The 18,403-nt window shown below is 73.0% G+C and carries 14 protein-coding genes; 6 read left to right on the top strand and 8 right to left on the bottom strand.

What is annotated here, in order from left to right:
- Nucleotides 1-44: 44 nt before the first annotated feature.
- Nucleotides 45-956: a LysR family transcriptional regulator gene (locus GBN72_RS29325; protein ID WP_151774992.1), complete on the bottom strand. Its 912-nt coding sequence runs from the start codon at nt 954-956 to the stop codon at nt 45-47.
- Between the two features lie 134 nt (nt 957-1,090).
- Between GBN72_RS29325 and GBN72_RS29320 the strand changes: the two genes are divergently transcribed.
- Both GBN72_RS29320 and GBN72_RS29315 read left to right on the top strand, forming a co-directional pair.
- On the top strand, nt 1,091-2,122 hold the full coding sequence (locus tag GBN72_RS29320) for an EamA family transporter (RefSeq protein WP_151774991.1): 1,032 nt from the start codon (nt 1,091-1,093) through the stop codon (nt 2,120-2,122).
- Complete coding sequence (locus GBN72_RS29315; protein WP_151774990.1) at nt 2,043-2,687, top strand: GNAT family N-acetyltransferase; 645 nt, start codon at nt 2,043-2,045, stop codon at nt 2,685-2,687. The genes GBN72_RS29320 and GBN72_RS29315 overlap by 80 nt, the downstream gene beginning before the upstream one ends.
- A 159-nt stretch (nt 2,688-2,846) precedes the next feature.
- On the opposite strand, the gene rbsD is transcribed toward GBN72_RS29315, so the two are convergent.
- From rbsD to GBN72_RS29290, 5 genes are read right to left on the bottom strand one after another with little or no spacing between them, the layout of a single operon-like run.
- Nucleotides 2,847-3,233 carry a D-ribose pyranase gene (rbsD, locus tag GBN72_RS29310; protein ID WP_151774989.1) on the bottom strand — a complete coding sequence of 129 codons (387 nt, stop codon included), beginning with the start codon at nt 3,231-3,233 and terminating at the stop codon, nt 2,847-2,849.
- Nucleotides 3,230-4,135, bottom strand: coding sequence for a ribokinase (locus tag GBN72_RS29305; protein WP_151774988.1), 906 nt, complete (start codon nt 4,133-4,135; stop codon nt 3,230-3,232). The genes rbsD and GBN72_RS29305 overlap by 4 nt, the downstream gene beginning before the upstream one ends.
- Nucleotides 4,136-4,168: 33 nt before the next feature.
- Nucleotides 4,169-6,124, bottom strand: coding sequence for an ABC transporter permease/substrate-binding protein (locus GBN72_RS29300; protein WP_151774987.1), 1,956 nt, complete (start codon nt 6,122-6,124; stop codon nt 4,169-4,171).
- Nucleotides 6,114-7,664, bottom strand: a complete 1,551-nt coding sequence (locus tag GBN72_RS29295; protein WP_151774986.1) for a sugar ABC transporter ATP-binding protein — start codon at nt 7,662-7,664, stop codon at nt 6,114-6,116. The genes GBN72_RS29300 and GBN72_RS29295 overlap by 11 nt, the downstream gene beginning before the upstream one ends.
- Nucleotides 7,661-8,695, bottom strand: coding sequence for a LacI family DNA-binding transcriptional regulator (locus tag GBN72_RS29290; protein ID WP_151774985.1), 1,035 nt, complete (start codon nt 8,693-8,695; stop codon nt 7,661-7,663). Before GBN72_RS29290 ends, GBN72_RS29295 begins: the two co-directional genes overlap by 4 nt.
- 233 nt (nt 8,696-8,928) lie before the next feature.
- Here GBN72_RS29290 and GBN72_RS29285 point away from each other — a divergent pair, with 233 nt between their 5' ends.
- From GBN72_RS29285 to GBN72_RS29275, 3 genes are all read left to right on the top strand, one after another.
- Complete coding sequence (locus GBN72_RS29285) at nt 8,929-9,288, top strand: DoxX-related protein (RefSeq protein WP_151774984.1); 360 nt, start codon at nt 8,929-8,931, stop codon at nt 9,286-9,288.
- A 67-nt stretch (nt 9,289-9,355) separates the two neighbouring features.
- Complete coding sequence (gene recD2 / locus GBN72_RS29280) at nt 9,356-11,638, top strand: SF1B family DNA helicase RecD2 (protein ID WP_151774983.1); 2,283 nt, start codon at nt 9,356-9,358, stop codon at nt 11,636-11,638.
- A gap of 218 nt (nt 11,639-11,856) precedes the next feature.
- Nucleotides 11,857-13,149: a citrate synthase gene (locus tag GBN72_RS29275; RefSeq protein ID WP_151774982.1), complete on the top strand. Its 1,293-nt coding sequence runs from the start codon at nt 11,857-11,859 to the stop codon at nt 13,147-13,149.
- 721 nt (nt 13,150-13,870) lie between these two features.
- Here the strand turns inward: GBN72_RS29275 and GBN72_RS29270 are convergent.
- Together GBN72_RS29270 and GBN72_RS29265 are read right to left on the bottom strand one after the other, a co-directional pair.
- Nucleotides 13,871-16,252 carry a heavy metal translocating P-type ATPase gene (locus GBN72_RS29270; protein WP_151774981.1) on the bottom strand — a complete coding sequence of 794 codons (2,382 nt, stop codon included), beginning with the start codon at nt 16,250-16,252 and terminating at the stop codon, nt 13,871-13,873.
- 45 nt (nt 16,253-16,297) lie between these two features.
- Nucleotides 16,298-16,537 (bottom strand): heavy-metal-associated domain-containing protein, encoded by a 240-nt coding sequence (locus GBN72_RS29265; protein WP_151774980.1) that lies wholly within the window; start codon nt 16,535-16,537, stop codon nt 16,298-16,300.
- Between the two features lie 291 nt (nt 16,538-16,828).
- On the opposite strand from GBN72_RS29265, the gene mmsA reads away from it, so the two are divergent.
- On the top strand, nt 16,829-18,331 hold the full coding sequence (gene mmsA, locus GBN72_RS29260) for a CoA-acylating methylmalonate-semialdehyde dehydrogenase (protein WP_151774979.1): 1,503 nt from the start codon (nt 16,829-16,831) through the stop codon (nt 18,329-18,331).
- Nucleotides 18,332-18,403: the final 72 nt, after the last annotated feature.

Genomic DNA, 18,403 nt, shown 5'->3' with positions numbered 1-18,403 from the left:
GGTGACTCGTCCGGCAGTACGGCCCTTGGACGTGCCACCCCGGCTCACGGTTCCCCCGCCACGGACCCCCACCGCGCCCGCAGGGCCCGGACCGTCTCCGCCACGGCCGGACGCCGGGCCGCCTCCTCACGCCACACCGCGTACAGCCGCCGTACCGGAACCGGGTCCATCGGCACCGTCACCACGCCCTCGGGCAGCGGTCCGCGGCCCAGCCGGGGGATCACCGCCACCCCCAGCCCGGCCGCCACCAGGGCGACCAGGGTGGGGTTCTCGTCGGCGGTGTGCACCACCCGCGGCTCGTGCCCGGCCGCCCGCATGGTCCGCACCAGCCAGTCGTGGCAGACCCGCCCCGGCGGCTGGCAGACCCACGGCTCACCGGCCAGTTCCTCGCTCCGCACCCGGTCACGGCCGGCCAGCCGGTGGCCCCGGGGCACCGTCAGGTCGCTCAGGTCCTCCCCGATCCCGTGCCGGGCCAGCCCGGGCGGCAGGGTCATCGGGGCGACGTCCCAGTCGTGGGTCACCGCCATGTCCACGCCGCCCTTGGCCACCATCCCCACCGACAGATGCGGGTCGACCTCGCTGAGCCGCAGGTCCAGCGCCGGGTGCCGCGCCGCCAGATCGGCCAGCACCCCGGGCATGAGCCCGCGCGCCGCCGAGGGGAACGCGGCGACCGTCAGCCGTCCCGCGGGCTCCCCGCGCCGCTCCTCCAGCTCCGCCTCCGCCCGCTCCACCAGCCCCAGCAGCTCGCGCGCCGTCCCGGCGAGCCGGCGGGCGTCCTCGGTCAGCCGCACCCCACGGCCCTGCCGTTCCAGCAGGACCGTGCGGGTCTCCCGTTCCAGCTTGGCGATCTGCTGGGACACCGCGGAGGGGGTGTAACCCAGCGACGCCGCAGCGGCGTTGACGGTGCCGTGCACGGCGACCGCGTGCAGGGCGCGCAGTCGTTGCAGGTCCAGCATGCCGGGCCCTCCAGGGGTCTTGGGCGGGACCGTCGTGCGGGGACGGTCCCGGTGCCATCGTTCAGTGTTGCTACATCCGCCGGTGCAGCAATCATCGCTGGTGCTACACGGTGGCGACAGCGGATCCTCGGACCATGCGACCTACTCATCTCCTGCTGGCCGTGTGCGTCGCGGCGACCTGGGGCGTCAACTTCGTGGTGATCGAGATCGGCCTCGACCACTTCCCGCCGCTGCTGCTCTCCGCGCTGCGCTTCCTCCTCGCCGCGCTGCCGGCCGTGTTCCTGGTGGGGCGGCCCAAGGTGGCGTGGAAGTGGATCGTGGGTGTCGGACTCGCCCTGGGCGTCGCCAAGTTCGGACTGGTCTTCGTCGGCATGGACCAGGGCATGCCCGCCGGTCTGACCTCGCTGGTCCTGCAGATCCAGGCCGTCTTCACCGCGCTGATCGCCTTCGCGGTGCTGGGCGAGCGCCTCACCGGGCTGCGGGTGGCGGGCATGGCGGTCGCGGTGGCCGGCATAGCGGTGGCCGCCGTGGACGAGGGGTCCACCGGACCGCTCCCCGCCTTCGCCCTGGTGGTGCTCGGCGGCGCCTGCTGGGGCGTCTCCAACGTCCTCACCCGCAAGGCGTCCCCGCCGGACGCGCTCAACTTCATGGTCTGGGTGAGCACCGTGCCGGTGCTGCCGCTGCTGGCCCTCTCGCTGCTCACCGAGGGCGCCGACCGCGACCTGGCCGCCCTGCGCGCGCTGGACATGGAAGGCGTCGGGGTGATCCTCTTCATCGCCTGGGTCAGCACCGTGTTCGGCTTCGGAGCCTGGGGCTGGCTGATCAAGCGCCACCCGGCGTCGACCGTGGCCCCCTTCTCGCTGCTGGTGCCCGTCTTCGGCATGGCCTCCGCCTGGCTGCTGCTGGACGAGGCGGTCAGCCCGCTGCGGTGGGCCGCCGCGGCCCTGCTGGTGACGGGCGTCGCCATGACCTCCCTCGCCCGCCCGGGCGGAAACCGGGTCGCCGCCGCCGCGGCCGGTGGGGCAGACTCCGCCGCGGACGGTGGGGCAGGCTCCGCCGCGGACGTCCCGACGAAGGAGGCCCCGGATGGGATTCCGGCTGACCGCCCCGCCGCTGGAGGGCTCGCTGGTGCGGCTGGAGCCGCTGGAGGCGCGTCACGCGGCTGACCTGGCCGTCGCCGCGGAGGCCGACCGGTCCACCTTCGGCTACACCTGGGTGCCCCGGGCGGACGAGGTCCCCGCCTACATCGCCACCCAGCGCGAGCGCGCCGGGGAGGGGACGGTCGCGCCCTACGCGCAGATCTCCCGGGCCACCGGTCACGCGGTCGGCTGCACCTCCTTCTGCACGCCGCGTGCCTGGCGCTCCCCGCGGAGGCTGGACGCGGTCGAGGTCGGCTGGACCTGGCTGGGCCGTTCCGCGCAGGGCACCGGCATCAACACCGAGGCCAAGCTGCTGCTGTTCCGGCAGGCGTTCGAGGGCTGGGGCGTGGGCCGGGTGGACCTGATGACCGACGCCCGCAACACCCGCTCGCGCGCCGCGATGGAGCGGGTGGGGGCACGGCCGGAGGGCGTGCTGCGCGGGTGGGGCGTCTCCCGGGTCGCCGGGGAGGAGGGCCGGCTGCGGGACACGGCGGTGCACGCGGTCCTCGCGGCGGACTGGACGGAGGTCAGGGAGACGCTGGAAAAAATCCTGGCGGAGCGTACAACCCTTGCCCCACCTCGCCGGTCTTAGTCGGCGTCAGGAGTTCTGGAGGGGGACCCGGGGGGGTCGGAAGGCTTCTGGCGGGGGGAGAACCGAGGGGGCCCGGTCCACAGGACCGGGCCCCCTCGCGTACGTCCGGGAAGCGCCGGACGACCCGCACGACCCGCACGGCCCGCACGACCGCGCGGGCTAGAAGAACACCCCGCACCGCAGCAGCACGTTGGCGTACGGGGCCGCCTCGCCGGTGCGCACCACCAGCCGGGCGTCCCGCGAGCGCACCTTGAGCTCCTCGTGCGGGACCAGGTGCAGATCCGGCAGCCCGGCCAGCAGCGCCGCGGCCGCGGGATTGGCGTCCCGCACCTCGCGCGCGGCGACCGCGCCCTCCACCACCAGCTCCTCCAGCAGCCCGTCCAGCACCTCCGCGAAGGACGGGACCCCGGCGCGGAACGCCAGGTCCACCACCCTCGGCCCCGCCGGTATCGGCATGCCCGCGTCGCAGACCAGCACCTGGTCGGTGTGGCCCAGCTCGGCGAGGGCGCCGGCCAGATGACGGTTCAGGATTCCGGACCGCTTCACAGCGCCGCGACCTCCTCCGCCGTCGGGTAGGACGCCTGGGCGCCCTCCCGGGTGACCGCCGCCGCGCCGACCCGCGCCGCGTACCCGGCGGCGACGGGCAGGGACTCGCCGAGCCCCAGCCGCCAGGCCAGGGCCGCCGTGAACGCGTCGCCCGCGCCGGTGGTGTCCACGGCGTCCACCGTCACCGACGGCACCCGCGTGACGCCTCCGTCCGCCTCCGCCGTCACCGCGCCGCCGGCGCCCAGGGTGACCACCACCGACCGCGGCCCCAGTGCCAGCAGCGCCCGGGCCCACTCTTCGGGGCCGTCGCCCAGCGTGCCGTCGCCGGCGATCACCCGGGCCTCGTGCTCGTTGACGATCAGCGGGTCGCAGGCCTCCAGCAACTCGGCCGGCAGCTCCCGCGGCGGCGACGGGTTCAGCACGAACCGCGTCCCGGGTGCGAGCAGGCGCACCGCCTCGGTCACCGTCTCCAGCGGGATCTCCAGCTGGGCCGAGACCACCGGCGCGGACCGCAGCACCCGCTCGGCCGCCCGCGCGTCCCCGGGCGTCAGCCGCCCGTTGGCGCCGGGCGACACCACGATGCTGTTGTCGCCCGACGGGTCCACGGTGATCAGCGCGACGCCCGTGGGCGCCCGGCCGGCCGCCACCGCGGAGGTGTCGACGCCGGCCGAGGACAGCGAGTCCAGCAGCAGCCGCCCGTGCGGGTCCTCGCCCACCCGGGCCACCAGCGCCGTCCGCGCCCCGAGGCGGGCGGCGGCGACCGCCTGGTTGGCGCCCTTGCCGCCCGGGTGGACGGCCAGGTCGGAGCCGAGCACCGTCTCACCGGCGGCGGGCCGGCGCTCGACGCCGATCACCAGGTCGGCGTTGGCCGAACCGACGACCACCAGGTCGTAGTCGTACATCACTGTCTCCCTCACTCGGACCACTCGGACCCGTCAGCCGCCGAACGAGCCGACGTTCTCCTTGGTGACGACCTTCACCGGCACCTTGACCAGGTCCTTGAGGTCCTTGCCCTGCGCCGCGTCCAGCGCGTTGCGCACCGCGATCCTGCCCAGCTCGGTGGGCTGCTGGGCGACCGAGGCGTAGAGGGTGCCCGCCTCGACGGCCTTGAGGCCGTCCGGGGTGCCGTCGAAGCCGACGACCTGCACGTCCTTGCCGGCCTTGGAACCGAGCGCCTTGGCGGCGCCGAGCGCCATCTCGTCGTTCTCGGCGAAGACGCCCTCGATGTCGGGGTGGGCCTGCAGCAGGTTGCTCATGACGTCCAGGCCCTTGGTGCGGTCGAAGTCCGCGGGCTGCTTGGCGACGACCTCGATGCCCGGGAACTCCTCGAGCCCCTCGGCGAAGCCCTGGCCGCGCTCACGGCTGGCGGAGGTGCCCGCCTGGCCCTGGAGGATCACGATGGAGCCCTCGCCGCCCAGCTTCTCGCCCAGCGCGCGGGCCGCCATCCGGCCGCCCTCGACGTTGTCCGAGGCGACCAGCGCGTCGATCTCCGCCTTGTTGACGCCGCGGTCCACGGCCACCACCGGGATGTCCGCCTTGTTGGCCGAGCGCACCGACGGGCCCGCCGCGTCCGAGTCGACCGGGTTGACCACGATGGTGGACAGGCCGGAGCTGGTGAAGTTCTGCAGCTGGTTGGCCTGCTGGGAGGCGTCGTTCTGCGCGTCGGTGACGGTCAGGTCCACGCCCAGCTTCTTCGCCTCCTGCTCGGCGCCCTGGCGGATCTGGACGAAGAACGGGTTGTTCAGGGTGGAGAGCGACAGGCCCACCTTCTGCTTGGCGGCCTGGTCGGAGCCGTTGTGCAGGAAGGACATCGCGGCCACCACCGCGGCCGCGACCACGGCGGCCAGCAGGTAGGTCAGCGCCTGCTTGCCGCGGTTGCCGCCGCCGCCCGCCGCACCGGCCGCCGCCGGGGTGGCGCCGGCCTTGCGGCGGACGGTGTCCAGCAGCACGGCGAGCGCGATGACCACGCCGATGACGACCTGCTGCCAGAAGGCGGAGACGGAGAGCAGGTTGAGGCCGTTGCGCAGCACGGCGAGGATCAGCGCGCCGATCAGCGTGCCGGAGGCCTTGCCGACGCCGCCGGCCAGCGAGGCGCCGCCGATGACGACCGCCGCGATCGCGTCCAGCTCGTAGCCCTGCGCGGCCTGCGGCTGCGCGGAGGAGAGGCGGGAGGCCAGCACGATGCCCGCCGCGGCGGCGAACAGTCCGGACAGGGCGTAGATCGCCAGCTTCTGCTTCTTGACCTTCAGGCCGGAGAGGCGCGCGGCCTCCTCGTTGCCGCCGATGGCGTACATCGAGCGGCCGATGTAGGTCCGGCCCAGCACCAGCGCCGTGATCAGACCCATGACGATCATCACCAGGACCGGCACCGGCAGCCAGCCGCCGAGGGTGTCACCGAGGTGCGAGACCGAGTCCGGGAACGGGATCGGGCTGCCCTGCGAGATCACCAGCGACAGACCGCGGGCGATCGACAGCATGGCCAGGGTGGCGATGAACGGCGGCAGCTTCCCGTAGGAGATCAGCACGCCGTTGACCAGGCCGCAGGCCAGACCGGTGGCGACGGCGAGGATCACGGCGATCCACACCGGAACGCCCTCGGAGGTCGCCGTCCACGCCAGCACGGTCGCGGACAGCGCGGCCACCGAGCCCACCGACAGGTCGATGCCCGCCGAGACGATGACGAAGGTGACGCCGAACGCCAGGATGGCGGTGACCGCCGCCTGGACGCCGATGTTCAGCAGGTTGTCGGCCGTCAGGAAGTCGCCGGACAGCGCCGACATGGCGACGACCAGGACGATCAGCGCGGTCAGCGCGCCGTTGTCGAGAAGAATGCGGCGCAGGCCGCCGGCGCCACTCGCGCCCGGCTTGCTCTTGAGCGTGTCAGTGGCCACGGGGGGCCTTCCCTTCCTCGTCGCCGGCCTCGTCGCCGGTGGTGTTCGTGGACTGCGTGGAGACGGCGAGCGCCATCACCGCGTCCTGGGTCGCCTCGTCGGCGGGCAGTTCGCCCGCGATCCGGCCCTGGGCCATCACCAGCACCCGGTCGCTCATGCCGAGCACCTCGGGCAGGTCGCTGGAGACCATCAGGACCGCCGCTCCGGCGGCCGTGAGTTCGTTGATCAGCTGGTAGATCTCGACCTTGGCGCCCACGTCGATGCCGCGGGTCGGCTCGTCGAGGATCAGCACCCGGGTGTCGGCGAGCAGCCACTTGCCGATGACGACCTTCTGCTGGTTGCCGCCGGACAGGGTGCGCACCTGCTGGTCGAGACCGGCCATCCGGACGCCGAGCTGCTCGGCGATCCGTCCGGCGGCCCGCCGCTGGCCCTTGCGGTCCACCAGCCCGGCCTTCACCGACGACCGGAGGGTGACCAGGCCCAGGTTCTCCGCCACGGAGGCGTCGAGCACCAGGCCCTGGCCCTTGCGGTCCTCGGGGATCAGCCCGATCCCGGCGTCCAGCGCGGCGTTGACGTCGTGACGGCGCACCGCCTCGCCGGCCACCGTCACCGAGCCCGCGTCGTAGGGGTCCGCGCCGAAGACGGCGCGCACCACCTCGGTGCGGCCCGCGCCGACCAGGCCGGCGATGCCGACGACCTCACCGGCGCGGACCTCGAAGGACACGTCGTGGAAGACGCCGTCCCGGGTCAGTCCCGTAACCCGCAGCAGCGGCTCGCCGGCCCCGGCCCGCTCGCGCGGGTACTGCTGCTCGATGGAGCGGCCCACCATCAGGCGGACCAGCTCGTCCTCCGGGGTGGAGGCCGGCACCCGGCCGACGCTGCGGCCGTCGCGGATGACGGTGACGCGGTCGCCGAGGGCGGCGATCTCCTCCAGGTGGTGGGTGATGAAGACGACGCCCACGCCGTCCTCGCGCAGCCGGCGGACGATGGAGAACAGCTTCTCCACCTCCTCCGAGGTGAGCACCGCGGTCGGCTCGTCCATGATCAGCACCCGGGCGTCCAGGCTGAGCGCCTTGGCGATCTCCACCATCTGGAGGCGGGCGATGCCGAGGTCACGCACCCGGGCGCGCGGCGAGACCGGCACGCCGACCCGCTCCAGCAGCTCGGCGGCCTCGGCCTCCATGCGGCGGCGGTCGATCATGCCGAACCTGCGGGGCTGGCGGCCCAGGAAGATGTTCTCGGCCACGGTCAGGTCCGGGACCAGGTTGAACTCCTGGTAGATGGTCGCGATGCCGAGCTTCTCGGCGTCCTGCGCGCTGCCGATCGTCACTTCCCGGCCGTCGACCAGGATGCGGCCCTCGTCCGGGCGGTGGGCGCCGGAGAGCGTCTTGATCAGCGTGCTCTTGCCCGCGCCGTTCTCACCGAGCAGCACGTGCACCTCGCCGCGCCGCAGGTCGAAGTCGACGCCGTCGAGCGCGACCACGCCGGGGAAGGCCTTGCGCACTCCTTCGATGCGCAGCAACTCGTCCGTGTCGCTCACGGGTCGCTCCTCTTCTGGGGATGGGTCTCGCCGTCCTCGCCGCACGAGCGGCGCACGACGAGCCGGGCGGGGAGGGTGACGGACCGGGCGGTCCGGCCCTCGATGCGGTCGACCAGGGCGCGCACCGCCGCGCGGCCGAGTTCGCCGGTGGGCTGGGCGATCGCGGTCACCGGGGGGCCGGTGTGGACGAACCAGGGGATGTCGTCGAACGCCGCCAGCGCGATGTCGTCCGGCACCCGCAGGCCCCGCGCGCGCACGGCGTCCAGGGCGCCGAGCGCCATCAGGTTGTCGGCGGCGAAGACGGCCTCGGGGGGTTCCGGCAGGTCGAGGAAGCGCTCGGTGGCGCGGCGGCCGCTGCCGGCCTGGAAGTCGCCCTGGCCGATGTAGGCGTCGGGCAGCTCCAGTCCGTGCGCGGCGAGCGCCTCGCGGAACGCCTCGACGCGCTCGCTGCCGGTGGTGGTGGCCGCGGGGCCCGCGATGATGGCGAGCCGGCGGTGACCGAGGCGGTGGAGGTGGGCGACCAGGTCCCGGACGGCGCCGCGGCCGTCGGAGCGGACCACGGGGACGTCCACGTCGTCGGCGCCGGGGATCCACCGGTCCACGAAGACCACGGGGGTCCCGGCCCGCGCCGTGTCCAGCAGCAGCGGGGTGCCGCCGTCGGTGGGGGAGACCAGCAGGCCGTCGATCCGGCGGTCCACCAGATTGCGGATGTGGTGGTCCTGGAGCTCGGGGCGCTCGTCGGCGTTCCCGATGATCACGCTGTAGCCGAGGGCGCGCGCCTCCTCCTCGACGGCCCTGGCGAGCTCGGTGAAGTAGGGGTTCATCACGTCGCTGATCACCAGCCCCAGGGTGCGGGTCTGGTCGGTGCGCAGGGACCGGGCGACGGCGTTGGGGCGGTACCCCAGCTCCTCGACCGCGGCCAGCACCCTGGCGCGGGCCTCCTCGCTCACCGACGGGTGGCGGTTGAGCGCCCGTGACACGGTGGCGACGGAGACACCGGCGCGCGCGGCGACATCCTTGATGCCAGGCATCCGCGGTTCCACCTCCTTGTGGAAACGATTACAAGAGGGATTGGAAACGATTACACCGTCGGATGACAAGACCCTGACCCTGGTTTGTGACGTAGCTCGCTCATGTGAGCAGAGACGATCTTGGGTGAGCGGGGTGGGTCCTGGGTGATTGCAGCGATCACTGCCGCCCGGCCCTTACCGGCGAGTAGCATCGCGGCGTCCCGTTCGGCGGAGCACCCTCGGAGGAGAACACGATGTCCCGCTCGCCCCTCGCCCTCGCCGCCCTCCTCGCCACGGCCGGCGCCGCCCACTTCGCCCGCCCCCGCGTCTTCGACGGCATCGTCCCCGCGAGCCTGCCCGGCTCCGCCCGCACCTGGACCTATGTCAGCGGCGCCGCCGAACTCGCCCTGGCCGCGGGTCTGGCCGCGCCCCGCACGCGGCGCGCCGCCGCCCTGGCCGCCACCGCCTTCTTCGTCGGCGTCTTCCCCGCCAACGTGAAGATGGCCCGGGACTGGCGCCACCGCCCCGCTCCGCTCAGGGCCGCCGCGTACGGCAGGCTCCCCCTCCAGATCCCTCTCGTCCTGTGGGCCCGCGACGTCGCCCGCAAGAGCTGACCATCCGCTCCTCCCCGGTTTTCCACAGGCCCGCGGCGCTGTCGTCCCGCGGCGGTAACGTCGGACCATGGCAACTGAGCCCGTCCGCAAGCCCGCCGTGCTCGAAGGCGTGCTCGAACGCGTCACGTACGCCAACGAGGAGAACGGCTACACCGTCGCCCGGGTGGACACCGGCCGCGGCTCGGGCCCGGGCGAACTCCTCACCGTCGTCGGCGCGTTGCTCGGCGCGCAGGTCGGGGAGTCGCTGCGCATGGAGGGCCGCTGGGGCTCCCACCCCCAGTACGGCAAGCAGTTCCACGTCGAGAACTACACCACCGTCCTGCCCGCCACGGTCCAGGGCATCCGCCGTTACCTCGGCTCCGGCCTGGTCAAGGGCATCGGCCCGGTCTTCGCCGACCGCATCACGCGTCACTTCGGCCTGGACACCCTCACGGTCATCGAGGAGTCGCCGGACCGCCTCGTCGAGGTCCCCGGCCTCGGCCCGAAGCGGACGCGCCGGATCGCCGCGGCGTGGGAGGAGCAGAAGGCGATCAAGGAGGTGATGCTCTTCCTCCAGACCGTCGAAGTGTCGACCTCCATCGCGGTGCGGATCTACAAGAAGTACGGCGACGCCTCCATCTCCGTGGTGAGGAACCAGCCCTACCGGCTCGCCGCCGACGTCTGGGGCATCGGCTTCCTCACCGCCGACAAGATCGCGCAGTCCGTCGGCATACCCCACGACAGCCCCGAGCGCGTCAAGGCGGGCCTCCAGTACGCGCTCTCCCAGTCCGCCGACCAGGGCAACTGCTTCCTCCCCGAGGAGCGCCTGATCGCCGACGCCGTCAAGCTCCTCCAGGTCGACACCGGCCTGGTCATCGAGTGCCTGTCCGAGCTGGCCGGGCCGGGGCCGGACGGCGAGGAGCCGGGCGTGGTCCGCGAGAAGGTCCCCGGACCGGACGGCGGCGCGGGGGCCGACGGCGGCCTCGTCACCGGCGTCTATCTGGTCCCGTTCCACCGCGCGGAGCAGGCGCTGGCCTCCCGGCTGCTGCGGCTGCTGCGCGCCGAGGACGACCGGATGCCCTGGTTCCAGGGCGTCGACTGGGGCAAGGCGCTCGGCTGGCTGCGCACCCGGACCGGCGCCGACCTGGCGCCCGAGCAGGAGGCCGCCGTCCGGCTGGCGCTGACCGAGAAGGCCGCCGTGCTCACCGGCGGGCCGGGCTGCGGCAAGTCGTTCACGGTCCGCTCGATCGTGGAGCTGGCCCGAGCCAAGCGCGCCAAGGTGGTGCTGGCCGCGCCCACCGGCCGGGCCGCCAAGCGGCTCGCCGAGCTCACCGGTGCCGAGGCCTCCACGGTCCACCGGCTGCTCGAGCTCAAGCCCGGTGGTGACGCCGCCTACGACCAGGACCGCCCCCTCGACGCCGACCTGGTCGTGGTCGACGAGGCCTCCATGCTGGACCTGCTGCTCGCCAACAAGCTCGTCAAGGCGGTCGCGCCCGGCGCCCACCTGCTCTTCGTGGGGGACGTGGACCAGCTCCCCAGCGTCGGCGCCGGCGAGGTGCTGCGCGACCTGCTGGCCGACGGCAGCCCGATCCCCTCCGTCCGCCTCACCAGGGTGTTCCGTCAGGCCCAGCAGTCCGGCGTGGTCACCAACGCCCACCGGATCAACGCCGGACAGCATCCGGTCACCGACGGGCTGAAGGACTTCTTCCTCTTCGTCGAGGACGACACGGAGGGGGCGGGCCGCCTCACCGTCGACGTCGCCGCCCGCCGGCTGCCCGCCCGGTTCGGCCTCGACCCCCGCCGCGACGTGCAGGTGCTCGCCCCGATGCACCGCGGCCCGGCGGGAGCGGGCACGCTCAACGGGCTGCTGCAACAGGCGGTCACCCCGGCCCGCCCCGGTCTGCCGGAGAAGCGGTTCGGCGGCCGCGTCTTCCGCGTGGGGGACAAAGTCACACAGATCCGTAACAATTATGAAAAGGGGAAGAATGGGGTGTTCAACGGCACGGTCGGCGTCGTCACCTCGCTCGACCCCGACGAACAGCGGCTGACGGTGCTCACCGACGAGGACGAGGAGGTGCCCTACGACTTCGACGAACTCGACGAACTGGCCCACGCCTACGCGGTGACCATCCACCGCTCGCAGGGCAGCGAGTATCCGGCCGTGGTGATCCCGGTGACCACCGGCGCCTGGATGATGCTCCAGCGGAACCTGCTCTACACGGCGGTGACCCGCGCCAAGAAGCTCGTCGTCCTCGTTGGCTCGCGCAAAGCCATCGGTCAGGCGGTGCGCACCGTGTCGGCCGGCCGGCGGTGCACGGCGCTGGATTTCCGGCTCTCGGGGCGGCTCTCGGTACCCCGCCCGCCGGAGTGAGGAATCTTTTCGATAAAAATGATCGATCAAATGGGTCGCAAAGGTCACAGGGACCTTTCGCATCCCGCCCAAGACGGGCAGGATGAACAGGTTGACGGCACTGAGTGCCGCCGATGGGCCCGATGGTCGACCCCGAGTGCACTCGCCAGAGCCAGTTGGGGGAAGGTAGAGGCGGTCAGGGCACCTCGAAGATGAGGACTAGGTCGGTGAGGGAAGACGTGAGCGACAACTCTGTAGTACTGCGGTACGGCGACGGCGAGTACACCTACCCGGTGGTCGACAGCACCGTCGGTGACAAGGGCTTCGACATCGCGAAGCTCCGGGCCCAGACCGGCCTGGTGACACTGGACAGCGGTTACGGCAACACCGCGGCGTACAAATCCGCGATCACCTACCTGGACGGTGAGCAGGGCATCCTGCGCTACCGCGGCTATCCGATCGAGCAGCTCGCGGAGCGGTCGACCTTCCTGGAGGTCGCCTACCTGCTGATCAACGGTGAGCTTCCGACGGTCGACGAGCTGACGACGTTCAAGAACGAGATCACGCAGCACACCCTGCTGCACGAGGACGTCAAGAACTTCTTCCGCGGCTTCCCGCGGGACGCCCACCCGATGGCGATGCTGTCCTCGGTGGTCTCCGCGCTGTCCAGCTTCTACCAGGACAGCCACAACCCGTTCGACGAGAAGCAGCGGCACCTCTCCACCATCCGCCTGCTCGCCAAGCTTCCGACGATCGCGGCCCACGCGTACAAGAAGTCGGTCGGCCACCCGTTCGTCTACCCGCGCAACGACCTCGGCTACGTCGAGAACTTCCTGCGCATGACGTTCTCCGTGCCGGCGGAGGAGTACGAGCTCGACCCGGTCGTGGTCTCGGCCCTCGACAAGCTGCTGATCCTGCACGCGGACCACGAGCAGAACTGCTCCACCTCCACGGTCCGCCTGGTCGGCTCCTCGCAGGCGAACATGTTCGCCTCCATCTCGGCCGGCATCAGCGCCCTCTGGGGCCCGCTGCACGGTGGCGCCAACCAGTCGGTGCTGGAGATGCTCGAGGGCATCCAGGCCAACGGCGGCGACGTCGACGCCTTCATCCGCAAGGTGAAGAACAAGGAGGACGGCGTCCGCCTGATGGGCTTCGGCCACCGGGTGTACAAGTCCTTCGACCCGCGCGCCAAGATCATCAAGGCTGCGGCGCACGACGTCCTCTCGGCGCTCGGCAAGTCCGACGAGCTGCTGGACATCGCGCTGAAGCTCGAGGAGCACGCGCTCTCCGACGAGTACTTCGTCGCCCGCAACCTGTACCCGAACGTGGACTTCTACACGGGTCTGATCTACCGGGCGATGGGCTTCCCGACCGAGATGTTCACCGTGCTCTTCGCGCTGGGCCGCCTGCCGGGCTGGATCGCGCAGTGGCACGAGATGATCAAGGAGCCGGGTTCCCGCATCGGCCGCCCGCGCCAGATCTACACGGGCATCGTCGAGCGCGACTTCGTCCCGGTGGAGGAGCGCGGCTGACCTCGGCCGCCCCACGCCTCACAGGAGCCGCCCCGGCCTCGCCGGGGCGGCTTCGCCGTGCCGGGCCGAGGCGGCAAAGGCCGCGGCGACTCCGCCGCGCGCGGGCGCGTAGAAGGCAATTCGGAGAGAGCAGTGCGGAGAAAGCGGTGCGGAGAAAGCAGCGCGGAGAAAACGAAGGGCGCCCTGCCGCCGGTCCCCCCACGGGCCGACGAACAGGGCGCCCTCCTGTGCCCCGGAGCGGATTCCCCCCACGGGATCCGGGCCCGGGCGTCTGCGGGCAGCGCCTGAATCGCTGCGCGCGCCGCCGTGGGCGGCACGCCGTGTGCGGTCTGCCGGGACCCGCACCTTCGGGGGGGCCGCTCAAAGCTCCCCGGTTGCACGCGCCCCGGCAACGCAGCTCCGGAGACGTCCCCCAAGACGTCCCCGCAGTCACCGGTCGCACCCCCCAAGATGCTTCCGGCACTGCCAACTTAGACCCTCGAATGGCTCCAAGGGTTACGTTGACCCCACTGTGATCTGCATCTCTCGCGGCTTCCCCTCCGCGGCCGGGGTCCGGCGTGGGGCCGTACGGCGGCGCTTGAAGATACTGCGGGAGACTTGTGAAGAGCTTATGTGAGGAACAGGTGACAGATCCAGAGGTCGGCGGATTTGCCGCAAGCGGTTTTCCGGCCAGGTGGCAGGGCCGTCCGGCCCGGCCGGACGGCCCTGCCACCTGGTTCTTTCACGCCTCCCGGCCGAAGCCGCGCAGCCGCAGGCTGTTGCTGACCACGAAGACCGACGAGAAGGCCATCGCACCGCCCGCGATCACCGGGTTCAGCAGTCCGGCCGCCGCCAGCGGCAGCGCCGCCACGTTGTAGCCGAAGGCCCAGAACAGATTGCCCCTGATGGTCGCCAGCGTGCGCCGGGAGAGCCGGATCGCGTCCGCCGCCACCCGCAGGTCGCCGCGGACCAGCGTCAGGTCGCTCGCCTCGATCGCCGCGTCGGTGCCGGTGCCCATGGCCAGGCCCAGGTCGGCCGCGGCCAGCGCCGCCGCGTCGTTGACGCCGTCGCCCACCATGGCGACCGTGCGTCCCTCGGCCTGGAGCCGGCGCACCGCCTCCACCTTGTCCTCGGGAAGGACCTCGGCGAGGACGTCGGCGTCGTCGATGCCCACCGCGCGCGCCACCGAGGCCGCGACCCTGCGGTTGTCACCGGTCAGCAGCACCGGCCGCAGCCCCAGGCGGCGCAGTTCGGCCACCGCCTCGGCACTGGTCTCCTTCACCGTGTCGGCGACCACCAGCACACCACGCGGCGCGCCGTCCCAGGAAGCCACCACCGCGGTGCGCCCGGCGCCCTCCGCGGCGTCCATGGCCCGCGCCAGCGCCTGAGGCAACTCGAGGGCCGCCCCGTCCGCCGTGAGCCGGCCGACGGTCACCTCACGCCCCTCGACGCGCCCCCGCACGCCCCGTCCGGGCAGACCGGCGAACCCCTCCACGGCGGGCAGCGCGCCCACCCGCTCCTCGGCGCCGGCGGCGATCGCCCGTGCCACCGGGTGCTCGGAGGCGTGCTCCACCGCGCCCGCCAGGCGCAGCAGTTCCCGCTCCTCGACCCCGTCGGCGGGGTACGTCCCGTGCAGCGTCATCGAACCGGTGGTGACCGTGCCGGTCTTGTCCAGCACCACGGTGTCCACCCGGCGGGTCGACTCCAGCACCTCCGGGCCCTTGATCAGGATGCCCATCTGGGCGCCGCGCCCGGTGCCGACCATCAGCGCCGTTGGCGTGGCCAGGCCCAGCGCGCAGGGGCAGGCGATGATCAGCACCGCCACGGCCGCGGTGAACGCGGCCGTGACCCCGCCGTCCACCAGCAGCCAGGCGGTGAGCGTGCCCAGCGCGATCAGCAGCACCACGGGGACGAAGATCCCCGAGATCCGGTCGGCCAGCCGCTGCACCTCGGCCTTGCCGCTCTGTGCCTCCTCGACCAGCTTCGCCATCCGGGCCAGCCGGGTGGCCGAGCCCACCCGGGCCGCCTCGACGACGAGCCGGCCGCCCGCGTTGACGGTGGCGCCGGTGACCGGGTCGCCCACCGAGACGTCCACCGGCGCGGACTCGCCGGTCAGCAGCGAGGCGTCCACCGCGGACGACCCCTCGACCACCACGCCGTCGGTGGCCACCTTCTCGCCCGGCCGCACCACGAACCGGTCGCCGATCGCCAGCGCGTCCACCGGGATCCGCACCTCGCGGCCGTCGCGCAGCACCGCGACGTCCTTGGCGCCGAGCTCCATCAGCGCCCGCAGCGCCGCCCCGGCGCGCCGCTTGGAGCGGGCCTCGAGCCAGCGGCCCAGCAGGATCAGCGCGGTGACCCCGGCGGCCACCTCCAGGTAGAGCGTCCCGGACGCCTCGCCGCGGGAGACGGTCAGGCTGAACTCGTGCCGCATGCCGGGCATGCCCGCGTCACCGAGGAAGAGCGCCCACAGCGACCAGCCGAACGCCGCGAGCGTGCCCAGCGAGACCAGCGTGTCCATGGTGGCCGCGCCGTGCCGGGCGTTGGTCCAGGCGGCGCGGTGGAAGGGCAGCGCCCCCCACACCACGACCGGGGCGGCCAGGGTGAGGGAGAGCCACTGCCAGTTGTCGAACTGCAGCGCCGGGACCATCGCCAGCAGCACCACCGGGGCCGCCAGGACGGCGGAGACGGTGAACCGCGTCCGCAGCGCCGACACCGCGGGGTCGTCGTCCCCGCCGGTCCTCCCGTCGGCCGCCTGCCCGGTGGCGGTCTGCCCGGTTGCGGTCCGCCCTGAGGGGGCCTGCCCGGAGCCCGCTCCCGGGGCCGCGGCCGCGGCCGGTGCCGGTTCCGGCGCCGGCGGGAGCTCGGCGGTGTACCCGGTCCTCACCACGGTGGCGATCAGGTCCTCGACCGGCGTCCCCGGAGGACAGGAGATCCGCGCCTTCTCGGTGGCGTAGTTGACCGTGGCCTCGACGCCGTCCATGCGGTTGAGCTTCTTCTCGACCCGGGCGGCGCACGAGGCACAGGTCATCCCGCCGATCAGCAGCTCGACGTCGGCGCGTTCCGCCCGGGCGGCCGGATCGGCCGTCCGGGTCGTCCCGGTCGTCGTGACGGTGCTGGTCATAGGGCCTCCTCGGCGGTGGCGGAATTCTGCGGCGGTGCGTGGGGATCAGGCGACGCCGGCGTACTCGAACCCGGCCTCGTCGATGGCGGCGCTGACCGCCTCCTCGTCCAGCGGGGCGGCCGAGACGACGGTGACCTCGCCGGCCGAGGCGACGGCCTTCACCGACTCCACGCCCGCGATCTGCGAGATCTCTCCGGAGACGGCGCCCTCGCAGTGGCCGCAGCTCATGCCGCTCACCTTGTAGACGGTGGTGACGGCGCCCTGGGTGTCGGTCGACTGGGTCATGTCGTTACTCCTGATCGAGTGGATGCACTGGTTGCCTTCCGATACCCAGGCTATACCCCTAGGGGGTATCAACCCAAGGGGGGTGGTCGGCGAGGCGCGCCCGGGCGGCGGGTCCGCGCATGGCCGGACGCGGCCGTCCGCGTCCGACGAGTGGCGCGCACCGGCCGGACAGGTCCCGCGCGGGGTGTCCACCAGGCGGCCGGTACGGCCCACACTGGGGTCGGGGGCGCCCCCACGGGCCGGTCCGGGCGGGACGGACCGGCGAGCCGTCGACTGCGAAGGAGTCCGGGCATGACGAAGACCCTCCACCACTGGATCGGCGGCAGGACCGTCGAAGGCACCTCCGGAACGTACGGACCGGTCACCGACCCCGCCACCGGCGCCGTCACCACCCGGGTCGCCTTCGCGGGCGCGGCGGAGGTGGACGCGGCCGTGGCCTCCGCCAAGGAGGCGTTCGCCGGCTGGGGCCGGTCCTCCCTCGCCACCCGCACCTCGGTCCTCTTCGCGTTCCGCGCCCTGGTGGACGCCCACCGCGACGAGCTGGCCCGGCTGATCACCGCCGAGCACGGCAAGGTCCACTCCGACGCCCTCGGCGAGGTCGCCCGCGGCCTGGAGATCATCGACCTGGCCTGCGGCATCCCCGTCCAGCTCAAGGGCGAGCTGTCCACCGAGGTGGCGAGCCGGGTGGACGTGGCCGCGATCCGGCAGCCGCTGGGCGTGGTCGCCGGCATCACGCCGTTCAACTTCCCCGCCATGGTGCCGATGTGGATGTTCCCCCTCGCCATCGCCTGCGGGAACACCTTCGTCCTCAAGCCCTCGGAGAAGGACCCCTCGGCCTCCGTCCGGCTCGCCGGGCTGCTCGCCGAGGCCGGCCTGCCGGACGGCGTGTTCAACGTCGTGCACGGCGACAGGGTGGCCGTCGACCGGCTGCTGGAGCACCCGGACGTCCAGGCGGTGTCGTTCGTCGGCTCCACGCCCATCGCCCGCCACATCCACACAACCGCCGCCGCGCACGGCAAGCGCGTGCAGGCGCTCGGCGGGGCCAAGAACCACATGCTGGTGCTGCCCGACGCCGACCTGGACGCCGCCGCCGACGCCGCGGTGTCCGCCGCCTACGGCTCCGCGGGGGAGCGGTGCATGGCGGTCTCCGCGGTGGTCGCGGTCGGGGCGACCGGCGACGAACTGGTGCGCAGGATCCGCGAGCGTGCCGAAAAGGTCGTGATCGGCCCGGGCCACGACCCCGTCTCCGAGATGGGCCCGCTGATCACCCGCGCCCACCGCGACAAGGTCGCCTCCTACGTGCGGGGGGCTGCCGCCCAGGGCGCCGAGGTGGTCCTGGACGGCACCGGTTTCACCGTCGACGGGTACGAGGACGGCCACTGGATCGGCATCTCGCTGCTCGACCGGGTGCCGGTCACCGCCGACGCCTACCGTGACGAGATCTTCGGCCCGGTGCTGTGCGTGCTGCGGGCCGAGACCTACGAGGAGGGCCTGGCGCTCGTCAACGCCTCACCCTTCGGCAACGGCGCGGCGATCTTCACCCGGGACGGAGGGGCGGCGCGGCGGTTCCAGCTGGAGGTGGAGGCCGGGATGGTGGGCGTGAACGTCCCGATCCCGGTGCCGGTGGGATACCACTCGTTCGGCGGGTGGAAGGACTCGCTCTTCGGCGACCACCACATCTACGGCAACGACGGCACGCACTTCTACACCCGGGGCAAGGTCGTCACCACGCGCTGGCCGGACCCCGCCGACACGCCGGCCGGCGTCGACCTGGGCTTCCCCCGCAACCACTGACCGCCGCCCCGCGCCCCGGTCCTCGCCCCCGGTCCGCGCGCCCCGGCCCTCCCGTCCGTTCCCCGGGCGGGG

The organism is Streptomyces abyssomicinicus (assembly GCF_008974245.1).
GTDB lineage: Bacteria > Actinomycetota > Actinomycetes > Streptomycetales > Streptomycetaceae > Streptomyces > Streptomyces abyssomicinicus.
The sequence above is the reverse complement of the archived record's forward strand: the minus strand, read 5'-3'. Positions and strand labels throughout refer to the sequence as shown.